The organism is Colwellia sp. BRX8-9, from assembly GCF_014077245.1.
GTDB lineage: Bacteria > Pseudomonadota > Gammaproteobacteria > Enterobacterales > Alteromonadaceae > Colwellia_A.
This window is the reverse complement of sequence record NZ_JACGVN010000003.1, coordinates 46,342-65,540: the sequence shown is the minus strand read 5'-3', so window position 1 is coordinate 65,540 and position 19,199 is coordinate 46,342. Positions and strand designations below refer to the sequence as shown.

Below are 19,199 nucleotides of genomic sequence, written 5' to 3'. Positions count from 1 at the left end.
CTGAAGCTAATTCAGGGGATAGCTTTTTTGCCACTTTATAGCCCTCAACAAAACTATACTTTCACTTTAATATTCAGCAACAGAGCTATACCGCCACTTTGGTATTCAGCAACTAAGCTATATGGTCACGTTTTAGCCAAAGTAAAGTGCAGCCTTTAAATAATGGCTCAGGTCAATTATTCCCCGTTTTTAATCAGCACTTTTTAAATCACTGAATTAGGAGCATAATAGCGAAAAATCTTCTTCAAAAATTAGTGAATTAATATTATGCCTACCGAAAATGCCTTAAAAGCACGCAGTAATGCTAGCTGTGAATTATGTACGTCAACTGAACAATTAGCGGTGTTTCCTGTGCCACCAACTAGCGACTTAAGTGCTCAGCAATGTGTATATCTATGTGCTACATGCACAGCACAAATTAATGGTGACACTGCAATGGATGTAAGTCACTGGCGTTGTTTGAACGACAGTATGTGGAATCAAGAACCTGCTGTGCAAGTTATGTCGTATCGCTTGCTTCATAAACTGTCAGCAGAGAGTTGGGCACAAGACGCTTTAGAAATGATTTACATGGAAGATGATGTTAAAACTTGGGCTGAGCAAGGCATTGCCGCTGCTGAGCGAGAGGGGCCAACAAGAGACAGTAATGGCACTGATTTACAAGACGGCGACGATGTTACCTTGATTAAAGATTTAAAAGTTAAAGGCGCTAACTTTACGGCTAAGCAGGGCACTATGGTGCGTGGCATTACCTTAACGGATAATCCTGAGCATATTGAAGGAAAAGTTAACGGTACACGTATTGTTTTAGTCTCGGCGTATCTGAAAAAAGCTTAAGCAAAACTTGCTGTTTATAATCGCCTTAAAAAGCTATGTAAAGTCAAAAAAAGCATCAAAGTAAGTCAGTAAAGCCCCAACATTGCGGTTTTACTGTCTTACTCATATCGTTTATAACCAACGTCTTACTTTTAGCTGATAATCACGGTATTGTTGACCAAATATTTTTGTTAACATTTTTTCTTCGGGGATTATTTGAAAACGTGTCATGTAGCCAATAAATATTAAAATAATAGGTAAAGATGCTAAATGTTGTAAGTAATAAGCGAGCGAGATCAGTGAAATCAGCATGGCTAAATACATTGGATTTCTTGAAAATGAATATATACCAGAACTTACCACGGTTGAGCTTGTTTCTGGTTTAGTGGGGTTAACAGTTGTTTTGTGTTTTTTAAAACTGACTATTGCACAAAGGCCCACAACTATCGCGATAAATAACAGCGCGAGGGCAACTGGCACATGAGCCGGCCAGCTCAAGGTGAGATCGGGTGATATTTTATAAAAAATCATCATTAATAACACGGCTATTAATATCTGCACAACGGGTATTACTTTTAACTCCATGATTTACCTTAAGCTTAAAAAGTTTATTGGCTGTTATTTTAGCAGGTATTAGTGGCTATTAAGCACACTATTCGATAAGTTTATTTTTTGGTGTTATTGACGTAGTCAGATAATATCGCCATTGTTCATTTGTATACTCGTTATGTTTCTTTAGCTTTCTTCCTGTTAAATTTTCAATATAGTACCGATAAAGGATTTATGAAATGTCAGTCCCCATCGCTTATTTTGCCGTTATTCTTATCTGGTCAACAACACCACTAGCGATAGTGTGGAGCAGTGAAACTATTCATCCAACCTTAGCGGTTTTGTTGCGGATGCTGATTGCGGTTGTACCTGGCTGGTTAATACTGAAGGCTTTTCGTATTGAGCTTCCTTGGCATAAAAGTGCGCTTAAACTTTATAGTTTTTCAGCGATAGGTATTTTTGGTGGGATGTTATTTGCGTATTTAGCCGCTGGCTACATTTCTTCTGGGCTGATGTCGTTAATGTTCGGCTTGGCACCTATTTTATCTGGAGTACTAAGTCAGCGCATTTTGGCTGAGTCTGCATTATCACCAGCAAAAAAAATAGCATTGGCGATCGCTATTTGCGGCTTAGCTACGGTATGTTTTGATAAAATATCACTTAAAGATGATGGATATATTGGCATTATCGCGGTATTGATTGCTGTTTCATTTTTTAGTTTAAGTGGTGTATTGGTAAAAAGTGTTGAAGTTGCTATAAACCCTATGGCAACAACCCTGGGTTCACTATTATTAAGTCTGCCTTTATTTATCTTAGTTTGGCTTATTTTCGATGGCAATATTGCGCATCAAACATGGAGTAACAAATCAATATTAAGTGTCGTTTATCTTGGTGTTATTGGCTCTTTAGTGGGCTTTATTGCTTATTTCTATATATTACAACGCCTAAAAGCGAGTACGGTGGCATTGATCACTATGATCACCCCAGTGATTGCCATTTCACTGGGGTTACTATTAAATAATGAAACAATTAATATTAATTTAATCGTTGGCGCATTAGCTATCATTGCTGGTTTAGCTATTTATCAATGGGGCGATTTAGTGATTAAACACCATCGTAATAAATATGCTCACTGATGAAAAAGTAACCATAGGATTTCGACAAGCCCAGCAGAGTGATATAGGCTATTTATTACAATTAAGAAAAGCCTCAATGGGCGAACATCTTATTGCCGCAGGTTTGGATTTATCTGATCAGCAACATCTTGCACGAGTGAATGAATTTTTTGCAGATTCAACTATTATCTTGATGAACAATGCCCCGATAGGCTTAATAAAAATAGCAGTTTTAGCGGATAAATTACACATCAGGCAGCTGCAAATTATACCTATACATCAAGGAAAAGGAATTGGTGGTAAGGTTTTAGCCTTAATTAAAAGAAAAGCAAAAGAGTTAAAACTACCAATAACATTAAATGTTTTGTTAGCAAATCCGGTTATTTCTTTATATTTACGCCATGGTTTTGTTGTCACTGGCCAGAATGAAGTTGAGTATCAAATGTGCTGGTTACAATAAAATAAGGCCAGTAATTAACAAATCACTGACCTTATGTTCAGGATGAACGGTATGTCACGATGCCATGGATGGCAAGGAGTGACGATGTTCAGGATGAACGGTATGTCACGATGCCACGGATGGCAAGGATGGCAAGGAGTGACGATGTTCAGGATGAACGGTATGTCACGATGCCACGGATGGCAAGGAGTGACGATGTTCAGGATGAACGATCAAACTTAATAGATTTTACCACTCGCTCGAACGGTGTTTACATCAATACGTGTTGGGGTAATACTGCCATCAACTAGTCCTTGCGTAGCGACTGATAACGACTCAATAACCTGATACATCGACGCTAAGTCTAGGCTGCTAATATCATCAGACGTTTTATGATAATGCTGGTCTTTATCAAGTTGGGTACTACTAAAACTGTGAGCTGGAACACCTAAACGGGCAAGTGTTGCATTGTCTGAACGATAAAACAAACCCTGTTCAGGGTAAGGGTCTTGGTAAATCTCACTGTTTTTAGCCGCTAAGCTGACGTTAAGTAATTCACCTAAATTTGAACGCTCCATTCCTGTCATCCAAACTGAACCAGCGCCAAACTTTGAAGGTTTACCTATCATCTCAATGTTTATCATTGCCACAACGTTGTTAGGATCTAATTGTTGTGAAAAATATTTAGAGCCAAAGCCACCAATTTCTTCGGCGGTAAAAGCACTAAACATTAAGGTTCTTTTGTTCTCACCTTGATGGGCATAGTGTTGTGCCAGATTAATAACAGCAGAGGTGCCCGACGCATCGTCATCAGCACCATTAAAAACCTCTTTACCATCAGCCGTTACACCTAAATGATCATAGTGTGATGAATATAAAACCACTTCTTTTGCTGTCGCTGGATTTTTATCTTTACCCGGTAGTATCGCAACAATATTGGTTAAGGTTTTTTCAGTTATCGAAGTACTCGCGTTAACGTCTACCGTGGTAATTTCATTATCATCGGCTAAAACCATAACAATAGCCCCTTGGTGCTCAAGGTTAAGCTTAGTTAAGCCTCGTTGAAAGTAACCTCGGTAACCGGCAAAGGTTTTAGCGTGAGCGCTATGGATAATAACCAGATGCTGGCCACCGTCATTATTCATTTTACCAAGAGCCGCGCGCATATCATCCGCTTCAGCAATAATATGGGTGTTAACATTTTCAAGGCTCTGCCATGAAAGCGTGGCCATAGTACTTGCCATGCCTAAGTTAGCGTCAGCAATAGTCTTACCATTTAAGGTCACCGTTAATGCTGTTGGCATAATACTGGTTACATTAAATGTTTGTTTGAAATCTTTATTGCCTACCATTGGGCTTAGTCCAATTTCGGTAAACCTTTGGCTAATATAATCACCCGCTTGGTCAATACCAACAGAGAAGCTGGCTCGGCCTTTTAAATCGTCACTTGCGAGATAAGTAATATCTTTAATAACTTGTTCCGATGACATTTCAGCAATTTTGGCTTTAGGTGATTCAGGCTCACTGCATGCCGAAAGGAGTGTAATGCCAGTAAAAAGAGCTAAAGTTAAGCGGCTTTTAGTAAGGTGACTTTTCATGCTTATTATTTCCCTATCCATGTTGGTATTAATTATTGTAATTTTGTTGTCTCAATTAACAGTGTTTCATCACCGGCAGTTAACCATAATTGGCCATCTTGGATACTGCACTGAAAGTCCATAGAGCGACCAGCAAGTTTTGCTAATGCATCACAGGTTTCTTGGCTAATGAGCTCAATGGAAAGTTTATTGAGTAGACGTAATTTGTTTTGCGACTGTTTCCACCAGGTTTCAGCACTGCTGCCATAAGCATAAAGAATCACTTTTTGGGCACGATTACAGGCTTTTTTGAGACGTTTTTCATCCAGTTGCCCAAGCTCTATCCATAGCTCAATCACTTCAGAGTAATTAATTTGCCACAGAGCCGCTTCTTCTTCGTCACTTACACCCTTACCAAACTGCAAATGTTCATTTGCATTTAAAATAAAAGCTAACAAGCGCACCATCATACGAATATCTGTTTCTGAAGGATGTTGGGCGATGGTTAAATTGAGGGTATCGTAGTAATTTCTGTCCATATCTGACAGTTGTATACTGGCTTTATTTATTGTTGCTTTTAGTGCCATGATTATCCGTAAAGTAAGAAATGCTAATTCAGCTTATAATACTCGTATAACATCAAGGAATACAGCAGGTAAGTGCTTTTATTCGACCAACCACTCTAATTCATCAATGACTTTTCTGGCTTCAGCAATCGTGCAATCAGTGCGAGCCATCAATTGGTTAACAGTAATGTCTGACTTTAATTTAGCAATACGCATAAGTTCATCGTGACTAAGTGCCTGCCTTTGACTCATTAAGTAATTAACTAGCCACTGCCAACTCGGCTCTTCTGAGTCTTGTATAAAAGCGACAACGTGTTCTAGTTGTTCAAAGCTAGCTTTGAGCTGCCAATTGCGTGAACGGCCAATTCTATAAAGCTCACAGCCACTAGCTCTTATTCCTGCTTTTAACGCATAAGCTTTTATTACTTTTCTAAGCAATGAGGGCAGATTAATGACAGGTATATGATTCGGCGATGTTTTCATAAGGAGCGAGTAACGTTAACAGAGAATAAAAAAACCAGCAAAATGCTGGTTTCAGTTTACTAATAATAGTTGATTACCATTTTTTCTTCGGTTGAAATAATAAGTCTAAATCATCTTCTTGATCTTTGGCTTTTTTCGCCGCATCTTTAGCATTAGTGCTTTTAAGTGCATCGGTTATTTCTTCAAGTTGGATCTCAACCTCAGCTTTTTTACTGACGGTATATTCTGTTTGCGAAGGATGAGCGGACAATGTTTGCAAAGCTTTCTCAAAATATTGGCGCGCTGAACCTAACATTTCTTTTTGGTAAGCCATATTGCCACGTTTTAGCAGGCTTTCAACACCAATCTGTAGTTGCATAGCATCAAGCTTTTTATCTTCATGGGTAAATGTTTGTGCGTCTAAAGCTCCTTTTACTTGCTCTGACTTAAGTGTAGCTCGTAATTTTTTAATACATTGCAAAATACTGACGAGTTGTTGTTCATTATCAGGGAGAAGGAATGGTTCCTCTTGTCCTGAAGTTGAAGCCGCAAGTTCTTGTGACGCCTTCAACCTTGCCTCAATTTCATTCACTTTACCTTTAATTTGTTTTGAATCAGGTAAAATTGATCTCATCGCTTTTGCTGCGGTTAAACTGCGTCGATTAAGAATGTTGACGATGCCAGGATTACTGGGCAGGTTAGCAAGATGAAGAATAAGGTCTTCACTTTCATCTATAATTGCTTTTTGCTTAGCCGCTTTTGTGCGTTTGTCTTTTTCTTGTTTTTCTTTGTGCTGTTGAATTGCGCCAACACTCACAACTATAATGATTAATGCGATAATTAAAGCAATGATAATGCCCATAATGTTAACTACTCGTCTGTTAAAATAGAAATATCTTTTATGCAGTCTACAAAAAATGGACACATTAGCATAGCCTTATATCAACCTTTTATCTCTGATACTAATGAAGGCTATTTATATAACTTTTTATTTTGAATAAAAAACTTCATTTTATCCTATAAAAGTCATTTTTAACTTAGTTACGTGGTTTTTGTTGTAATAATCCTACATTTTTAAATTAAATCTCGCATATAAGCAGAATAATGAAAATTAATATGGAATAAGTCTTCATTTAAGTATATATTTTTTGCATAAGCAATCAGCATCAAAAATTTTGAAGTATAATTATGAAACTGCAACAACTGCGCTATATTGTTGAAGTACTCAACAATAATTTAAATGTCTCTGCAACAGCAGAAAGTTTATTCACCTCTCAACCGGGCATAAGCAAGCAAGTTCGCATGCTAGAAGATGAACTCGGTATTCAAATATTCGGCCGCAGTGGCAAACATTTAACCCATGTTACTGCCCCAGGCAATGAAGTTATTAATATTGCCACAGAAATTCTCTCTAAAGTTGAAGCGATTAAAGCGGTTGCGCGTGAGCATACTCAACCCGATGAAGGTAAATTACGTATATCAACCACGCATACCCAAGCGCGATATGCATTGCCTGAAGTGATCAAAGGCTTTATGAAAAAGTATTCAAAAGTTTCTTTGCAAATGTCTCAGGGAACGCCAGCGCAAATTAGTGATGCCGCAGGCAAAGGTGACGCAGATTTTGCCATTGCGACGGAATCATTACACTTGTATAACGATTTAGTGATGTTACCTTGTTATCACTGGAATCGCAGTATAATAGTGCGACCCGATCATCCCTTAGCTAAAAAACAAGGCATTACTATTGAAGACTTAGCCAAGTATTCATTAGTGACTTATGTGTTCGGTTTTACTGGACGTTCAGAGCTTGATATTGCTTTTAATAGTCTTGGAGTAGAGCCTAAAATTGCTTTTACTGCCACCGATGCTGATGTAATTAAAACATATGTGCGTTTAGGTGTTGGCGTTGGTGTGATTGCTACTATGGCTATCGACCCTAGAATTGATAGTGATTTAGTGGCTATTGATGCCAGTCATTTATTTAATTCAAGTACCACTAAAATAGGCTTTAGACGCGGTACTTTCTTACGTGGTTACATGTTTGATTTTATTGAGCGTTTTGCTCCTCATTTAAATCGTGATTTAGTCACTAAAGCTGTTTTATTGAAAAATAATGCTGAAATAGATGAGATGTTTGCAAATATTAAGTTGCCTGTTCGTTAAAGCAGCTGCGATATAAATCAATAAACACATAAAAGCGACTGATATCAGTCGCTTTTTTATGTTCAGGATGAAGGGGATGTCGTGATGCCAATTATGTAAAGTATGGCAAGGAACGACGAATGTTCAGGACGAAGGATATGTCGTGGTGGCAATTATGGAAAGTATGGCAAGTAACGACGAATGTTCAGGATGGCCTTTCTCAGACATCCTGTATTTCAAATCATAAGTGTTTCGCTGTACGGCGATAGCAAGGAACGACAAATGTTCAGCCATTAACCCTTTGTCCGTTGCAGCTTTGGGATTAAAAACGTCTTAACATTCAGTAATGTTGACCGCTAAGCCGCCACGAGAAGTTTCTTTATATTTGGTTTTCATATCGTTGCCGGTTTCCCACATGGTTTTAATCACTTTATCCAGCGGGACTTTTTGATTACCGGTGCCGCGTAAAGCTAAACGCGATGCGTTGATCGCTTTTACCGAGCCCATAGCGTTACGTTCGATACAAGGAACTTGAACTAAGCCACCAACAGGGTCACAGGTTAATCCTAAATTGTGCTCCATACCGATTTCTGCCGCGTTTTCTACTTTACTTGGCGAACCACCCATAATTTCAGTTAATGCGCCAGCTGCCATAGAACAAGCTACGCCAACCTCACCTTGGCAGCCCACTTCAGCACCAGAAATTGACGCGTTAGTTTTATATAAAATACCAATGGCTGCGGCGGTTAATAAATAGCGTACACAGGTATCTTCATCAACAGGTCTAACAAACTTATCGTAGTAGCATAATACGGCAGGTATAATACCGGCTGCACCATTGGTTGGCGCCGTTACAACACGACTACCTGCGGCATTTTCTTCATTAACTGCAAGAGCAAATAAGTTAACCCAGTCCATCGCTATAAGCGGATCGTTGTTATTTTCAACTGATAATGCTTTATAAAGGGCAGGGGCTCTGCGCGCAACTTTTAAGCCACCGGGTAAAATACCTTCGGTTTTAATACCACGGTCAACACAATCTTTCATTGCTTGCCAGATATTAACTAGTTTAGCCCTAACCGTGGCTTCGTCGGCTAAGCACTTCTCATTATTCATCATGATGGTACTGATCCTGAGATTTTTCTCATTAGCTTCGTTGATAAGCTCAGTCGCTGATGAGAAATAATGAGGACGTTTGATATTGTTGTGCAGAGATAATGCTTTATCTTTTTCTTTTTCAAAGTCGCGGGCGTTAACAATAAAGCCGCCACCGATTGAATAATATGTTTGCTCTAGTAATAACGTACTTTCTTTTCCTGGGATATCTTCAAAGGCAAAAATAGTCATGGCATTTGAATGAGCAGGTAACGTTTTACGGCGATGATAAATAATTGCATCATTTTTAGGGAATGATACTAAGTGCTCGCCATTAAGCGAAATTTTTTGGCTAGCCACTACGGCTTCTAGAATTGAATCAATAGCGTCGACGGCAATCGTATCCGGATTTTCGCCAGACAGACCTAAAATTACCGCTTTGCCGGTACCATGGCCAATACCTGTTTGCCCTAACGAACCAAAAAGTTCACATTTCACCCGTGTTGTTTGGGTTAATTTATGCTCATCTTTAAGTTGTTCAACAAACAATTTCGCTGCTTTCATTGGACCTACAGTGTGAGAGCTTGACGGGCCAATGCCAATAGAAAACATATCAAATACACTAATCATACTAAAACCTGAATTTATTTTGATAAAATTATCAAAAGATGGAATTATCTTCGGTAATTGTAACTTAAAGCTACCACCATGAAAAACAATAATAGTTTAATTATAGTTGATATTAACTAAAAACTTAAAGGTCAAGATAATTGAATGGCCAAATCTTTCAGCATTACCGCGGTTGCGCCCCATATATTATGGTGCTCGAAAGGCATAAAGTGAATTGAAAAGGGTTTGCGATGACGTTCAATGGTCACCATGTAGTGATTATTAAAATCTAGAAAATGTTGTAATGGCACCTGAAATATTTCAGCAACTTCATTTTTATCGATCACATAATTTTGTTTTTTATCAATAAAAGCAATGATGGGGGTAACCACATAACCACTGATTGTTTCATAAGGAAGTAATTGGCCAACAATATTAATGTTGTTACTATTTAAACCAATCTCTTCTTCAGCTTCTCTTATGGCGGTGCTAATAAAACTTGTATCAAAGTCTTCCATTTTTCCACCGGGAAAACTGATTTGCCCAGGATGATGTTTTAAATGACTAGCACGTTTTGTTAACACAACAGAGAGTTGTTTATTCTCTTCTATTAGCGCGATTAACACGGCTGCAGGTTTTAGTGCGCCAAGGTGCTGGTATTGATGGAGGGAAACATCAAGTGTTGAAAATTGAAAGTTTTGTAAAAAATCATGCTTGTTCATTATAAATCCATCAATGGCGAAAACCAAAACTACAATAAGTTAAAGCGCTGATAACACAGGTAATATTTTGTTTACTTTATCAAAGGTTTCTTGATATTCAGCGTCAACTTTTGAATCAGCCACTACGCCACCACCGGCCCAGCAATAAATGATACTCGCTTTGGTCGCGTTATTTTTTTCGCACAGTAGGGTACGTATAGTAATGCTAGTGTCCATATTGCCACAAGCAGAAATATAACCAATAGAACCACAATAAATACTTCGTTGATGAGGCTCTAATTCATCAATTATTTCCATGGCTCTTATTTTTGGAGCGCCAGTAATTGAACCGCCAGGAAATGAAGCCGCTAATAAATCAGTCGCTTGATAAGGTTGTGCTAACTCACCTTCAACGGTGCTAACTAAGTGATGAACCGCAGGGAAACTTTCAATATTAAACAACTTAGGAACTTTTACCGAGCCAGCAATACAGACTTTACTGATATCATTTCTCAGTAAATCAACAATCATTAAGTTTTCGGCTCGGTCTTTTTCTGAGTGCTGTAAATCAACTGAGTTTTGTTGGTCTATGACGGCATCATCACTTCGTGGTTTAGTGCCTTTTATCGGCTTACTTTGTACTTTACGGCTTGCTTTTTGTAAAAATCGTTCAGGAGAAATACTGAGAATACTGGCTTTTTCAAAACGTAAAAAAGCAGAAAACGGTGCTTTATTTTTATCACGTAACGCGCAATAAGCTTCGAATTCATCACCTTGATACTGAGCACTAAAGCGTTGTGCTAAATTAATTTGGTAGCAATCTCCAGACAATAAGTAGTCTTGTATGCGCTTAAATTTTTCATCATAACGCGCTTTACTCATATTCGACTGCCAGTCGGTCATTAATGAAAACTTTTCTTTTACTTGTGTGGCTTTCTTTATCAAAGCTAACTGCTGATTTATTGCTTTTGTTAGGCTTTCTCGTTGTGGTTGTGGGCAAACCAACCAAAACTGTTGAGCTTGGTGATCAAAGATTAATGCCTGAAAATAAAGCCCTATCGACATGTCGGCTAAATCTATATCTTGCGTTGTTTGATGAGGCAAGTTCTCAAAACGTCTGCCTAAATCGTAAGAAAAGTAACCGACACTGCCGCCATTAAAAGGTAAGTGGCTGGTGGCAACAGTTATGTTGTTGAAGCATTGTTGTTGAATTTCTTTTAACAGCGTTAATGGATTTTGATGACTGATTTGTTTTTTGTCCTCTTTTAACCAGCGTACTTCAGTTTGATCGCCGCGAGTAGTTAGCGTAATTTCGGGTTGCCAAACCAGAATATCAAAGTTGCTATCAACGTGGGCAGGTGACTGTTGTTCACCACAAGAGTCAAGCCACATCGCCCAAGGTTGATGACTAAAAGCTGAAAATAAAGCTTTTACATCGATAGATTTTTCTACAGTAAAATGCTGGGCAGAAATAGTGAACATGACAGGTTTTACTCGATAATATTGTGGAAGCTCGTTAACAAGAAGGGTATGATATCTGCAAATTTATAACTTTCAACCATTTTCAGCTTCCCTCGTTTATCTATAATTTCAGGTAAGTAAGTAAATGCCGTTGAACTACATCTGTCGATCTGCATAAAAAGAGACCCTCATGACTATCATTAAACAACAAGATTTAATTGAAAGTATTGCCGATGCATTACAGTACATTTCTTATTATCACCCTTTAGACTTTATTCAAGCGCTTGAAAAAGCCTATCATAAAGAAGAAAGCAGCGCAGCTAAAGACGCTATTGCTCAGATCTTAATTAATTCTAGAATGTCAGCCCATGGCCAGCGTCCTATTTGTCAAGATACCGGCATAGTGACTTGCTTTGTTAAAGTGGGTATGGATGTTCAGTGGGACAAAACTGACTTAACAGTTCAGCAAATGGTTGATGAAGGTACTCGCAGAGCTTACTTAAATCCAGACAACCCATTGCGCGCTTCTATTGTAAAAGACCCCGCTGGCGCGCGTATTAATACTAAAGATAATACACCATCGGTTGTTCATATCGATATGGTTGCCGGTGGTGGCGTCGATATCATGATCGCAGCGAAAGGCGGTGGTAGTGAAAACAAATCTAAAATGGTGATGTTAAATCCTAGTGATTCAATCGCTGACTGGGTAGTTAAAACACTACCATCAATGGGCGCAGGTTGGTGTCCACCGGGAATGTTAGGCATAGGTATCGGCGGAACAGCAGAAAAAGCAGGGGTACTTGCCAAAGAAAGTTTAATGGAACCGGTAGATATTCAAGACCTTATTGACCGTGGTGCTGAAACAGCCGAAGAAAAACTGCGTCTAGAAATTTTCGAACGTGTTAATAAATTAGGTATTGGCGCACAAGGTCTTGGCGGTTTAACGACGGTTGTAGACATTAAAATTATGTCAGCACCAACCCACGCTGCATCAAAACCTGTGGTGATGATACCCAATTGTGCGGCAACGCGTCATGTTCATTTTCACTTAGATGGTTCTGGTCCGGCTAACTTAACACCACCAAAATTAGAAGATTGGCCAGAAATAACTTGGGAAGTCGGTGAAAACGTACGTCGTGTTAATGTTGATACCTTGAAAAAATCTGATATCAGTAGCTGGAAAACCGGTGAAACTGTATTATTGAGCGGGACTATCTTAACCGGACGTGATGCTGCCCATAAACGTATTCAAGATATGCTAGCCAAGGGCGAAAAGTTACCAGTAGACTTTACTGACAAGTTTATTTACTACGTAGGTCCTGTCGATGCTATTGGCGATGAAGCAGTTGGCCCAGCTGGCCCAACGACAGCAACACGCATGGATAAATTTACAGAAATGATGCTCTCTGAAACAGGGTTACTTGGCACTATCGGCAAGGCTGAACGTGGTGCCGAGACCGTTGAAACCATCAAAAACCATAAGTCAGTTTATCTAATGGCCGTCGGTGGTGCTGCATACTTAGTATCAAAAGCTATTAAAAAAGCAAGAGTTGTTGCTTTTGAAGATATGGGGATGGAGGCTATTTACGAATTCGAAGTTGAAGATATGCCAGTCACTGTAGCTGTTGATAGCCAAGGAGAGTCGGCTCATGTCACGGGTCCTGCTATTTGGAAAGCTAAGATTGAAGTGCAAGATGCCAAATCAAAAAATTAATTGATGCTTGTGTAAGCAAATAATTTTAAAACAAGCGCCTTAGGGCGCTTTTTTATTGACGATAATAAGTTGAAAATTTTGTCTATACTAAAAGAACATTAATAAAATTAAGTTTTGAAAACATTAACTATGACTAACACTAACCTGCGCACTGTTACTATTATTTATTATATTGAAGATTCACTTGAGTTAATGCACTTTGTTGGACAATTTGCAGAAAATGCCAGTGGGCGGGTCATTATTCCGGAAAAATTTAAAGAAGATAAATCGATTGTTGCTGTGTGTGATGGAGAAATAACCATTCTTAATAAAGTTGGCGATCGCATTCATCTTATCAATGATTATTAAATATGGACTTGTTAATGAACAAGCTTAGAATAAACTTAACCTGAGTATATTTCTATGGTTTAATACTGATAATATTTACAGTGTTACTGATGTGACTTTATGCCTATCGATGAACTCCTTGTTTTTTTAGAGAAAATCCCTACCGAAATTTTTATGCTGTTTAGCGTTATTCTATTGGTATTGTGTTTTTTAATCAGCTTTATAGTATTTTTTAAAATAAAAAAAATGTCACTACAGTTGTCTTTGCAACATGAAAAGTTACAGCTATTGTTTGAAAAATTAACCGTTGATAGTGAAGTCTCAAATAAATATCAACAGCAACAACAGCAGCAAACTAGCTTTAATCATCAACAATTGGCAAACCAACAAGTTGAGTTAAAGACTTATTTTGAACAACAAATCTCTGACTTTAAAATTAAGCTGTTGTATCAACATGCTGAGCAAGGTGAGAAGCAGTCATCGAGTTTACATGCAAGTAGTGAAAAGTTACACCGCGCATTACACGAGCACCAAGTCGTTTTTAATCAGAATCAGCTAAAATCGGTTGATCAACTTGTTGAACACCTAAATCGAGTGACGCACATTAGCCGCGAAGAGTTAACGAAGTCATTGCAAGCATCGAGTGAGCAAATGGCTAAACGTATTGATGGATTAACCGTCTCTACCGATAACCGCTTGAAAGAAATTAGCGGGCAAGTAGAGAAACGTTTAGCGGAAGGGTTTGAGAAAACAACAAAAACCTTTAATGATATTTTGCAACGCCTTGCCTTGATTGATGACGCGCAAAAGAAGATAACGGAACTTTCCTCAAACGTCGTCAGCTTACAAGAAGTATTAAGTGATAAGCGTTCGCGGGGGGCTTTTGGCGAAGTTCAGCTTAACAGTTTAATTCGCAACGTGATCCCCGAGCAAAACTTTTCTTTACAGCACACTTTATCAAATGGAAAAATTGCTGATTGTATTTTATTTTTACCTGAGCCAACCGGTAATGTCGTTATTGACTCTAAGTTCCCTTTAGAAAACTATAAGAAAATGCTGGATAACCAATTAGGGGAACATGATCGAAAATCGGCAGAGCGTCAATTTAAACTCGACATAAAAAAACATATTAACGATATTAGTTCTAAATACTTAATTGAAAAAGAAACCGCCGACGGCGCTATTATGTTTATTCCTGCAGAAGCTATCTTTGCTGAAATTCATGCACATCAAGGTGATTTAGTTGATTACGCCAATAAAAAACGAGTATGGCTGGCATCGCCAACCACGTTAATGGCTATATTAACAACGTCACGCTCGGTACTAAAAGATGAAGCAACCCGTAAGCAAATACATGTTATTCAAGCGCATCTCTCACACTTATCTCAGGACTTTAGTCGTTTTAAATCTCGTTTTGCCAATTTAGCAAAGCACATAGACCAAGCGGCGAGTGACGTAAAACAAATCCATACCTCTGCAGATAAAATATCGTCACGCTTTGATAAAATTGAACAGGTTGAGTTGAAAAATGAAAGTGATGAAAAGCCCACTGGTACAGACAGTAAAATAGATAATGAGCAAGCTCTACCTGTTGTTTAACCTGATTGCTTCTCTACCCTTTAGCGATAACTTAATCTAAGGAGTTAATCTTGTTGCAAAGAATTAAAGGACTAAAAACTCTGTTTATTAGTTTAGGCACAGTTGCTTTAGTTTATTTTTTGATGATGAAAAGCCAAGCTTTTTGGCTAAAGCAAGTAGTGATTGTCGAACAATTATTAGTGGTGTTCTTGGCTGTTGTGATCGTCTTTGCCAGTTATTTTAATCGTAGCAGGTTAGCCTACTTATCATTATTGTGGCTTTTATATTACGCCAGTATTACTTTTTCACCGCCTTGGTCAACTTGGTTACTGCAGCAGGGTGATTGGTTAACGTTATTTGGCTGTAGTGTTTTACTTTTATTGTCTTTGATAAAAGACCGTGGCGTCATCTCAATTCATGGTCTTTATCGATTAGTCGCTATCGCCTTAGTGGCTATCATTAGTTATGCTTGGTTAACGATGAGTGAGCCAATTATCATTTTTGTACAAACCTTTCCCCATATTGCAGGCTTTAGTAAGGTTATTCGTTTAGAGTTACCACTAGCTTTATGCACTATGGTTATTGTTTGGCGAGCATTGATTAAAGCGGATTTAGTGACTTCAGCGGTTGCGCTTTCTTTACTGTTTTGGCTATGTTATCAATATCAATTAATTGAGCTACCGCTAAGTTTAACGCTGGCATTACTCAGTTTGTATTTCGTGTTAGTCATTGTTGTCGACGCTTATTTTCTTGCCTATCGAGATGACTTAACGGGCTTACCATCGCGTCGGGCGCTCAATCAGTTAGCCTTATCACTTGGACGAAACTACACCCTTGCTATGCTAGACATTGATCATTTTAAAAAGTTTAATGATACCTATGGCCATGATATTGGCGACCAAGTATTAAAACTAGTGGCAAAAAAAATTGGCAACGTTAAAGGGGGAGGGAAAGCATTTCGCTATGGCGGAGAAGAGTTTACCATCGTATTTACTGGTAAAACTATTGAGCAAGCCTTAACTGAGTTAGAAGCGGTACGTCAAGCTATTGAAACCTATAAAATTGTCATTCGTCAGCCACAAAGAAAAACAAAACAACAACGAAACGCTAAAAAAGTAAGCAAAAATAGTGAGTTTAAAACGGTCAATGTCACTATTTCAATTGGCGTTGCAGTACGGGAAAGTAAACAAAGCTTTGAACAAGCGTTAAAGTGCGCGGATCAAGCGTTATACAAAGCTAAGAACAAAGGGCGAAACAACGTTAGTGTTTAAAGCGGGCTAAATATGATGATTGTTTGCAAGTATAAGACTGGACCAGCAAAAATCATCGTTCACAAGCAAGGTGAACCACGCTCATGCAAAGCATCATTATTGAGCAAGCCTTGCATTGTTTATTGACGTTAACGTGACCAGTGATATTATTAATCGCCACCGAGCACAAATTACCGGCTCCCCTGAACTTGCTTCAGGGGCTGATGTTAAAAGGCTGTAATAATGCTGGGTAAGCCAGTTATTAACGCTTAATTTAATATCGCAACGTTAACAAAAACCACACTTAACAATAGTGGGCAGACAAAACGAAGGTAATTTCCCCAAATGGGTAGCCACTTCCTGCCTTCTTGTAGCGCTTTATCACGTAATTTATTACCTCTATTCCATAACCAACCGACCACAATAAAGTAGAATAAACAACTTAATGGCTGCAATATGGTTGTTAATGCTCGAATCACTAAACCAAATAATTCGTCAAAAAAAGCAATTAACAACATGCTGGCACAAAGCACCACGAAGGAGACTAGCCATGTCGCTTTTGAACGAGTAAAGCTTTTGTCTTCCATTAAATAAGATACAGGTACTTCAGTTGAAGAAATAGTTGAAGTTAATGCCGCAATGGATAACAACAAGAAGAAACAGCTTGAGACAATCAAGCCCACATTACCCATTGAATTGAACAGCTCAGGTAATATCTTAAAGATTAACTGTCCTTCACCAATCAACTCGTTATTACTGAAAACTTCAACTCCGGCTTCTTGAGCAACAAAAAGTGCCGGTATGATTAACAGACCGGCCATAAAAGCGATAAAAGTATCAAGTGCGGTGATAGAAATGGCTAATTTACCGATATCTTTACCTTTTTGCATGTACGAGCCGTACACCATCATACCGCCTACGCCAATAGACAATGAAAAGAAGGCTTGTCCCATTGCTGATATGATGAGTTTAGGGTTAGTCACCTGTGAAAAGTCAGGAATTAAATATAACGCTAAGCCTTTTTCTGCACCGGGTTGGCGTAAAATATAAATGATTAAACCAATTAGCATCACTAACAATAACGGCATTAAACGCCCTGACCATTTTTCAATGCCGGCATTAACGCCCTGATGTATAATGGCGGCGCCGAGTAAGATAAAAAGTGGCGTAAATAATAAATTACGTTCGGTGCTTGATGTGGCTAACCACTGTGAAATATTAGTTAGGCCTAACAGCTCAGTAAATGCTGATAGAGCATGCGCTAACATCCAACCAGCGACGATAGTGTAAAAGCTTAACATCATTATAGCGCCACATAGGCCTATTATGCCGGCATACTTACCTACATTGGGCCAAGTGTCTTTACAGGCCTCTTTTAATGCGGCTACCGGATTTTTTTGCGCCTGGTTACCAATATATATTTCTGCATACAAAGCGGGGAGGGCGAGTAAAAGTGTCACGAGTAAATAGACGAATAAAAAAGCACCACCGCCATTATTAGCGGCTTGGGTTGGAAATCCCCAAATATTGCCTAAACCAATGGCTGATCCTGCAGCGGCCAAGACAAACCCGATACGGGAATGAAAAGAATCTCTAGTGTGTGTCATATAGTATTGAATGCAAATTATTTTTATTTGGTGATGAGCTTACCGAGTTCAGATCATATAGCAACGGTTTTTTAAAAATTTGTTTCTGATAAAATATAAACACTGTAAACCTAGCAACTAATGGCTGATAAACTTGCTTTCAAAAATATTACCCCTATATAGGTTGAAGTTAAATTAATGTCATTATAAATACGTATGAAAAGTGTGGGTGTTGTTAAAGTTATCAAGATAAGCTTGGACATTATCCCCCGAAGCTACGTTTATTTTAATAAGAACGTTGTAATAACCCGTTTGTCGGCGTTAACACGGTTGAATGTTATTTTGAGAGAACTTTATTTATGAATTCCTATGTGGTGCGTATCCAAGAACGGCTAAAAAAAATTGACGCTAGCCCGTTTTTTCAATGGTCAATTATTGCCGTTATTATTATGTCAGCATTACTTATTGGCGCAAAAACCCATAACTTGCCCCCGCAAGCATTAAGAATATTGGTTTTTTTAGACAGTGTTATCACGGTATTTTTTGTCATCGAATTATCAATACGTTTTATGGCTTTTCAAGATAAAAAGAATTTCTTCAAAAGTGGTTGGAATATTTTTGATACCTTAATTGTTATTGGTAGTTTAATACCAACAGGTGGCTCAGGTGTCTTATTAGCACGGCTGTTGAGAGTGTTTCGGGTGTTACGTCTAGTTTCTATGGTACCTGAATTACGCCTGCTGATTAATTCGCTGCTCAAAGCTATTCCTCGTATGGGCTATATCGCCTTACTCATGTTTGTTATTTTTTATATTTATGCTGCAGTTGGCAGTATGGTTTTTAATAATATTAATAAAGAGCTTTGGGGCGATGTTTCAATATCGATGTTGACCCTTTTTCGTATAGCCACTTTTGAAGATTGGACCGATGTGATGTATGAAACGATGGCGATTTATCCGCTTAGCTGGATTTTTTACCTGACCTTTATTTTCTTAACGGCTTTTATCTTTTTAAACATGATGGTCGGTACTATTCTAGAAGTTATGGGCAAAGAAAATGAAATTTATCGCGCCGAACAACATGGCGAATCAGGTGAAGGTGGAGAGCCGGCTAGCCGAGCACAAATTGAAAACCTTGAGCGTGAGCTTGCCGAAATTAAGACTTTACTCAAAGAAAAACTCAACCATCGCTGAGATTAATTTTTATAGATAA

Annotated in this window: 18 protein-coding genes; 9 read left to right on the top strand and 9 right to left on the bottom strand. The window is 38.4% G+C overall.

Annotated elements, in window-relative coordinates:
• The first annotated feature begins 267 nt into the window (after positions 1-267).
• Entirely contained in the window at positions 268-837 is a 570-nt protein-coding gene (locus tag H4J70_RS03365; RefSeq protein WP_070374039.1) for an alkylphosphonate utilization protein, read from the top strand.
• Positions 838-948: 111 nt separating this feature from the next.
• Here H4J70_RS03365 and H4J70_RS03360 read toward each other — a convergent pair whose 3' ends face one another.
• The gene (locus tag H4J70_RS03360) at positions 949-1,401 is read right to left on the bottom strand and encodes an isoprenylcysteine carboxylmethyltransferase family protein (RefSeq protein WP_182215663.1); all 453 of its coding nucleotides are present in this window, start codon (positions 1,399-1,401) and stop codon (positions 949-951) included.
• A 203-nt stretch (positions 1,402-1,604) separates the two neighbouring features.
• On the opposite strand from H4J70_RS03360, the gene H4J70_RS03355 reads away from it, so the two are divergent.
• Together H4J70_RS03355 and H4J70_RS03350 are read left to right on the top strand one after the other, a co-directional pair.
• Positions 1,605-2,501: a DMT family transporter gene (locus H4J70_RS03355; protein WP_182221568.1), complete on the top strand. Its 897-nt coding sequence runs from the start codon at positions 1,605-1,607 to the stop codon at positions 2,499-2,501.
• On the top strand, positions 2,491-2,940 hold the full coding sequence (locus H4J70_RS03350; RefSeq protein ID WP_259366328.1) for a GNAT family N-acetyltransferase: 450 nt from the start codon (positions 2,491-2,493) through the stop codon (positions 2,938-2,940). Before H4J70_RS03355 ends, H4J70_RS03350 begins: the two co-directional genes overlap by 11 nt.
• Positions 2,941-3,158: 218 nt before the next feature.
• Here H4J70_RS03350 and H4J70_RS03345 read toward each other — a convergent pair whose 3' ends face one another.
• The 4 genes from H4J70_RS03345 to H4J70_RS03330 all read right to left on the bottom strand — a co-directional run bounded on the left by H4J70_RS03345 (position 3,159) and on the right by H4J70_RS03330 (position 6,386).
• Positions 3,159-4,517, bottom strand: coding sequence for a M20/M25/M40 family metallo-hydrolase (locus H4J70_RS03345; protein WP_182215667.1), 1,359 nt, complete (start codon positions 4,515-4,517; stop codon positions 3,159-3,161).
• Between the two features lie 32 nt (positions 4,518-4,549).
• A complete protein-coding gene (locus H4J70_RS03340) occupies positions 4,550-5,083 on the bottom strand; it encodes a YaeQ family protein (protein ID WP_070374034.1) in 534 nt (177 codons plus the stop codon).
• 78 nt (positions 5,084-5,161) lie between these two features.
• Positions 5,162-5,545, bottom strand: coding sequence for a ribosome recycling factor family protein (locus tag H4J70_RS03335; protein WP_182215669.1), 384 nt, complete (start codon positions 5,543-5,545; stop codon positions 5,162-5,164).
• 73 nt (positions 5,546-5,618) lie between these two features.
• A complete protein-coding gene (locus H4J70_RS03330) occupies positions 5,619-6,386 on the bottom strand; it encodes a hypothetical protein (RefSeq protein WP_220465241.1) in 768 nt (255 codons plus the stop codon).
• A gap of 326 nt (positions 6,387-6,712) precedes the next feature.
• Between H4J70_RS03330 and cysB the strand changes: the two genes are divergently transcribed.
• Positions 6,713-7,687 carry an HTH-type transcriptional regulator CysB gene (gene cysB / locus H4J70_RS03325; protein ID WP_182215670.1) on the top strand — a complete coding sequence of 325 codons (975 nt, stop codon included), beginning with the start codon at positions 6,713-6,715 and terminating at the stop codon, positions 7,685-7,687.
• Positions 7,688-7,999: 312 nt separating this feature from the next.
• Here cysB and H4J70_RS03320 read toward each other — a convergent pair whose 3' ends face one another.
• The 3 genes from H4J70_RS03320 to pabB form a co-directional block, all read right to left on the bottom strand.
• Positions 8,000-9,391: an L-serine ammonia-lyase gene (locus H4J70_RS03320; protein ID WP_182215672.1), complete on the bottom strand. Its 1,392-nt coding sequence runs from the start codon at positions 9,389-9,391 to the stop codon at positions 8,000-8,002.
• A gap of 131 nt (positions 9,392-9,522) precedes the next feature.
• On the bottom strand, positions 9,523-10,092 hold the full coding sequence (locus H4J70_RS03315; RefSeq protein WP_182215674.1) for a CoA pyrophosphatase: 570 nt from the start codon (positions 10,090-10,092) through the stop codon (positions 9,523-9,525).
• A 39-nt stretch (positions 10,093-10,131) separates the two neighbouring features.
• Positions 10,132-11,553: an aminodeoxychorismate synthase component I gene (gene pabB / locus H4J70_RS03310; protein WP_182250618.1), complete on the bottom strand. Its 1,422-nt coding sequence runs from the start codon at positions 11,551-11,553 to the stop codon at positions 10,132-10,134.
• A 169-nt stretch (positions 11,554-11,722) separates the two neighbouring features.
• On the opposite strand from pabB, the gene H4J70_RS03305 reads away from it, so the two are divergent.
• From H4J70_RS03305 to H4J70_RS03290, 4 genes are all read left to right on the top strand, one after another.
• Positions 11,723-13,246: a fumarate hydratase gene (locus H4J70_RS03305; RefSeq protein WP_182215677.1), complete on the top strand. Its 1,524-nt coding sequence runs from the start codon at positions 11,723-11,725 to the stop codon at positions 13,244-13,246.
• 129 nt (positions 13,247-13,375) lie between these two features.
• Positions 13,376-13,594 carry a TIGR02922 family protein gene (locus H4J70_RS03300; RefSeq protein WP_070374026.1) on the top strand — a complete coding sequence of 73 codons (219 nt, stop codon included), beginning with the start codon at positions 13,376-13,378 and terminating at the stop codon, positions 13,592-13,594.
• A 225-nt stretch (positions 13,595-13,819) separates the two neighbouring features.
• Positions 13,820-15,172 carry a DNA recombination protein RmuC gene (locus H4J70_RS03295; protein ID WP_259366327.1) on the top strand — a complete coding sequence of 451 codons (1,353 nt, stop codon included), beginning with the start codon at positions 13,820-13,822 and terminating at the stop codon, positions 15,170-15,172.
• Positions 15,173-15,222: 50 nt separating this feature from the next.
• Positions 15,223-16,422: a diguanylate cyclase gene (locus tag H4J70_RS03290; protein WP_182250617.1), complete on the top strand. Its 1,200-nt coding sequence runs from the start codon at positions 15,223-15,225 to the stop codon at positions 16,420-16,422.
• Positions 16,423-16,670: 248 nt separating this feature from the next.
• Here H4J70_RS03290 and H4J70_RS03285 read toward each other — a convergent pair whose 3' ends face one another.
• Positions 16,671-18,008 (bottom strand): sodium-dependent transporter, encoded by a 1,338-nt coding sequence (locus H4J70_RS03285; protein ID WP_182215680.1) that lies wholly within the window; start codon positions 18,006-18,008, stop codon positions 16,671-16,673.
• A gap of 338 nt (positions 18,009-18,346) precedes the next feature.
• On the opposite strand from H4J70_RS03285, the gene H4J70_RS03280 reads away from it, so the two are divergent.
• Positions 18,347-19,180 carry an ion transporter gene (locus tag H4J70_RS03280; protein WP_182230096.1) on the top strand — a complete coding sequence of 278 codons (834 nt, stop codon included), beginning with the start codon at positions 18,347-18,349 and terminating at the stop codon, positions 19,178-19,180.
• The last annotated feature ends 19 nt before the right edge of the window (positions 19,181-19,199 follow it).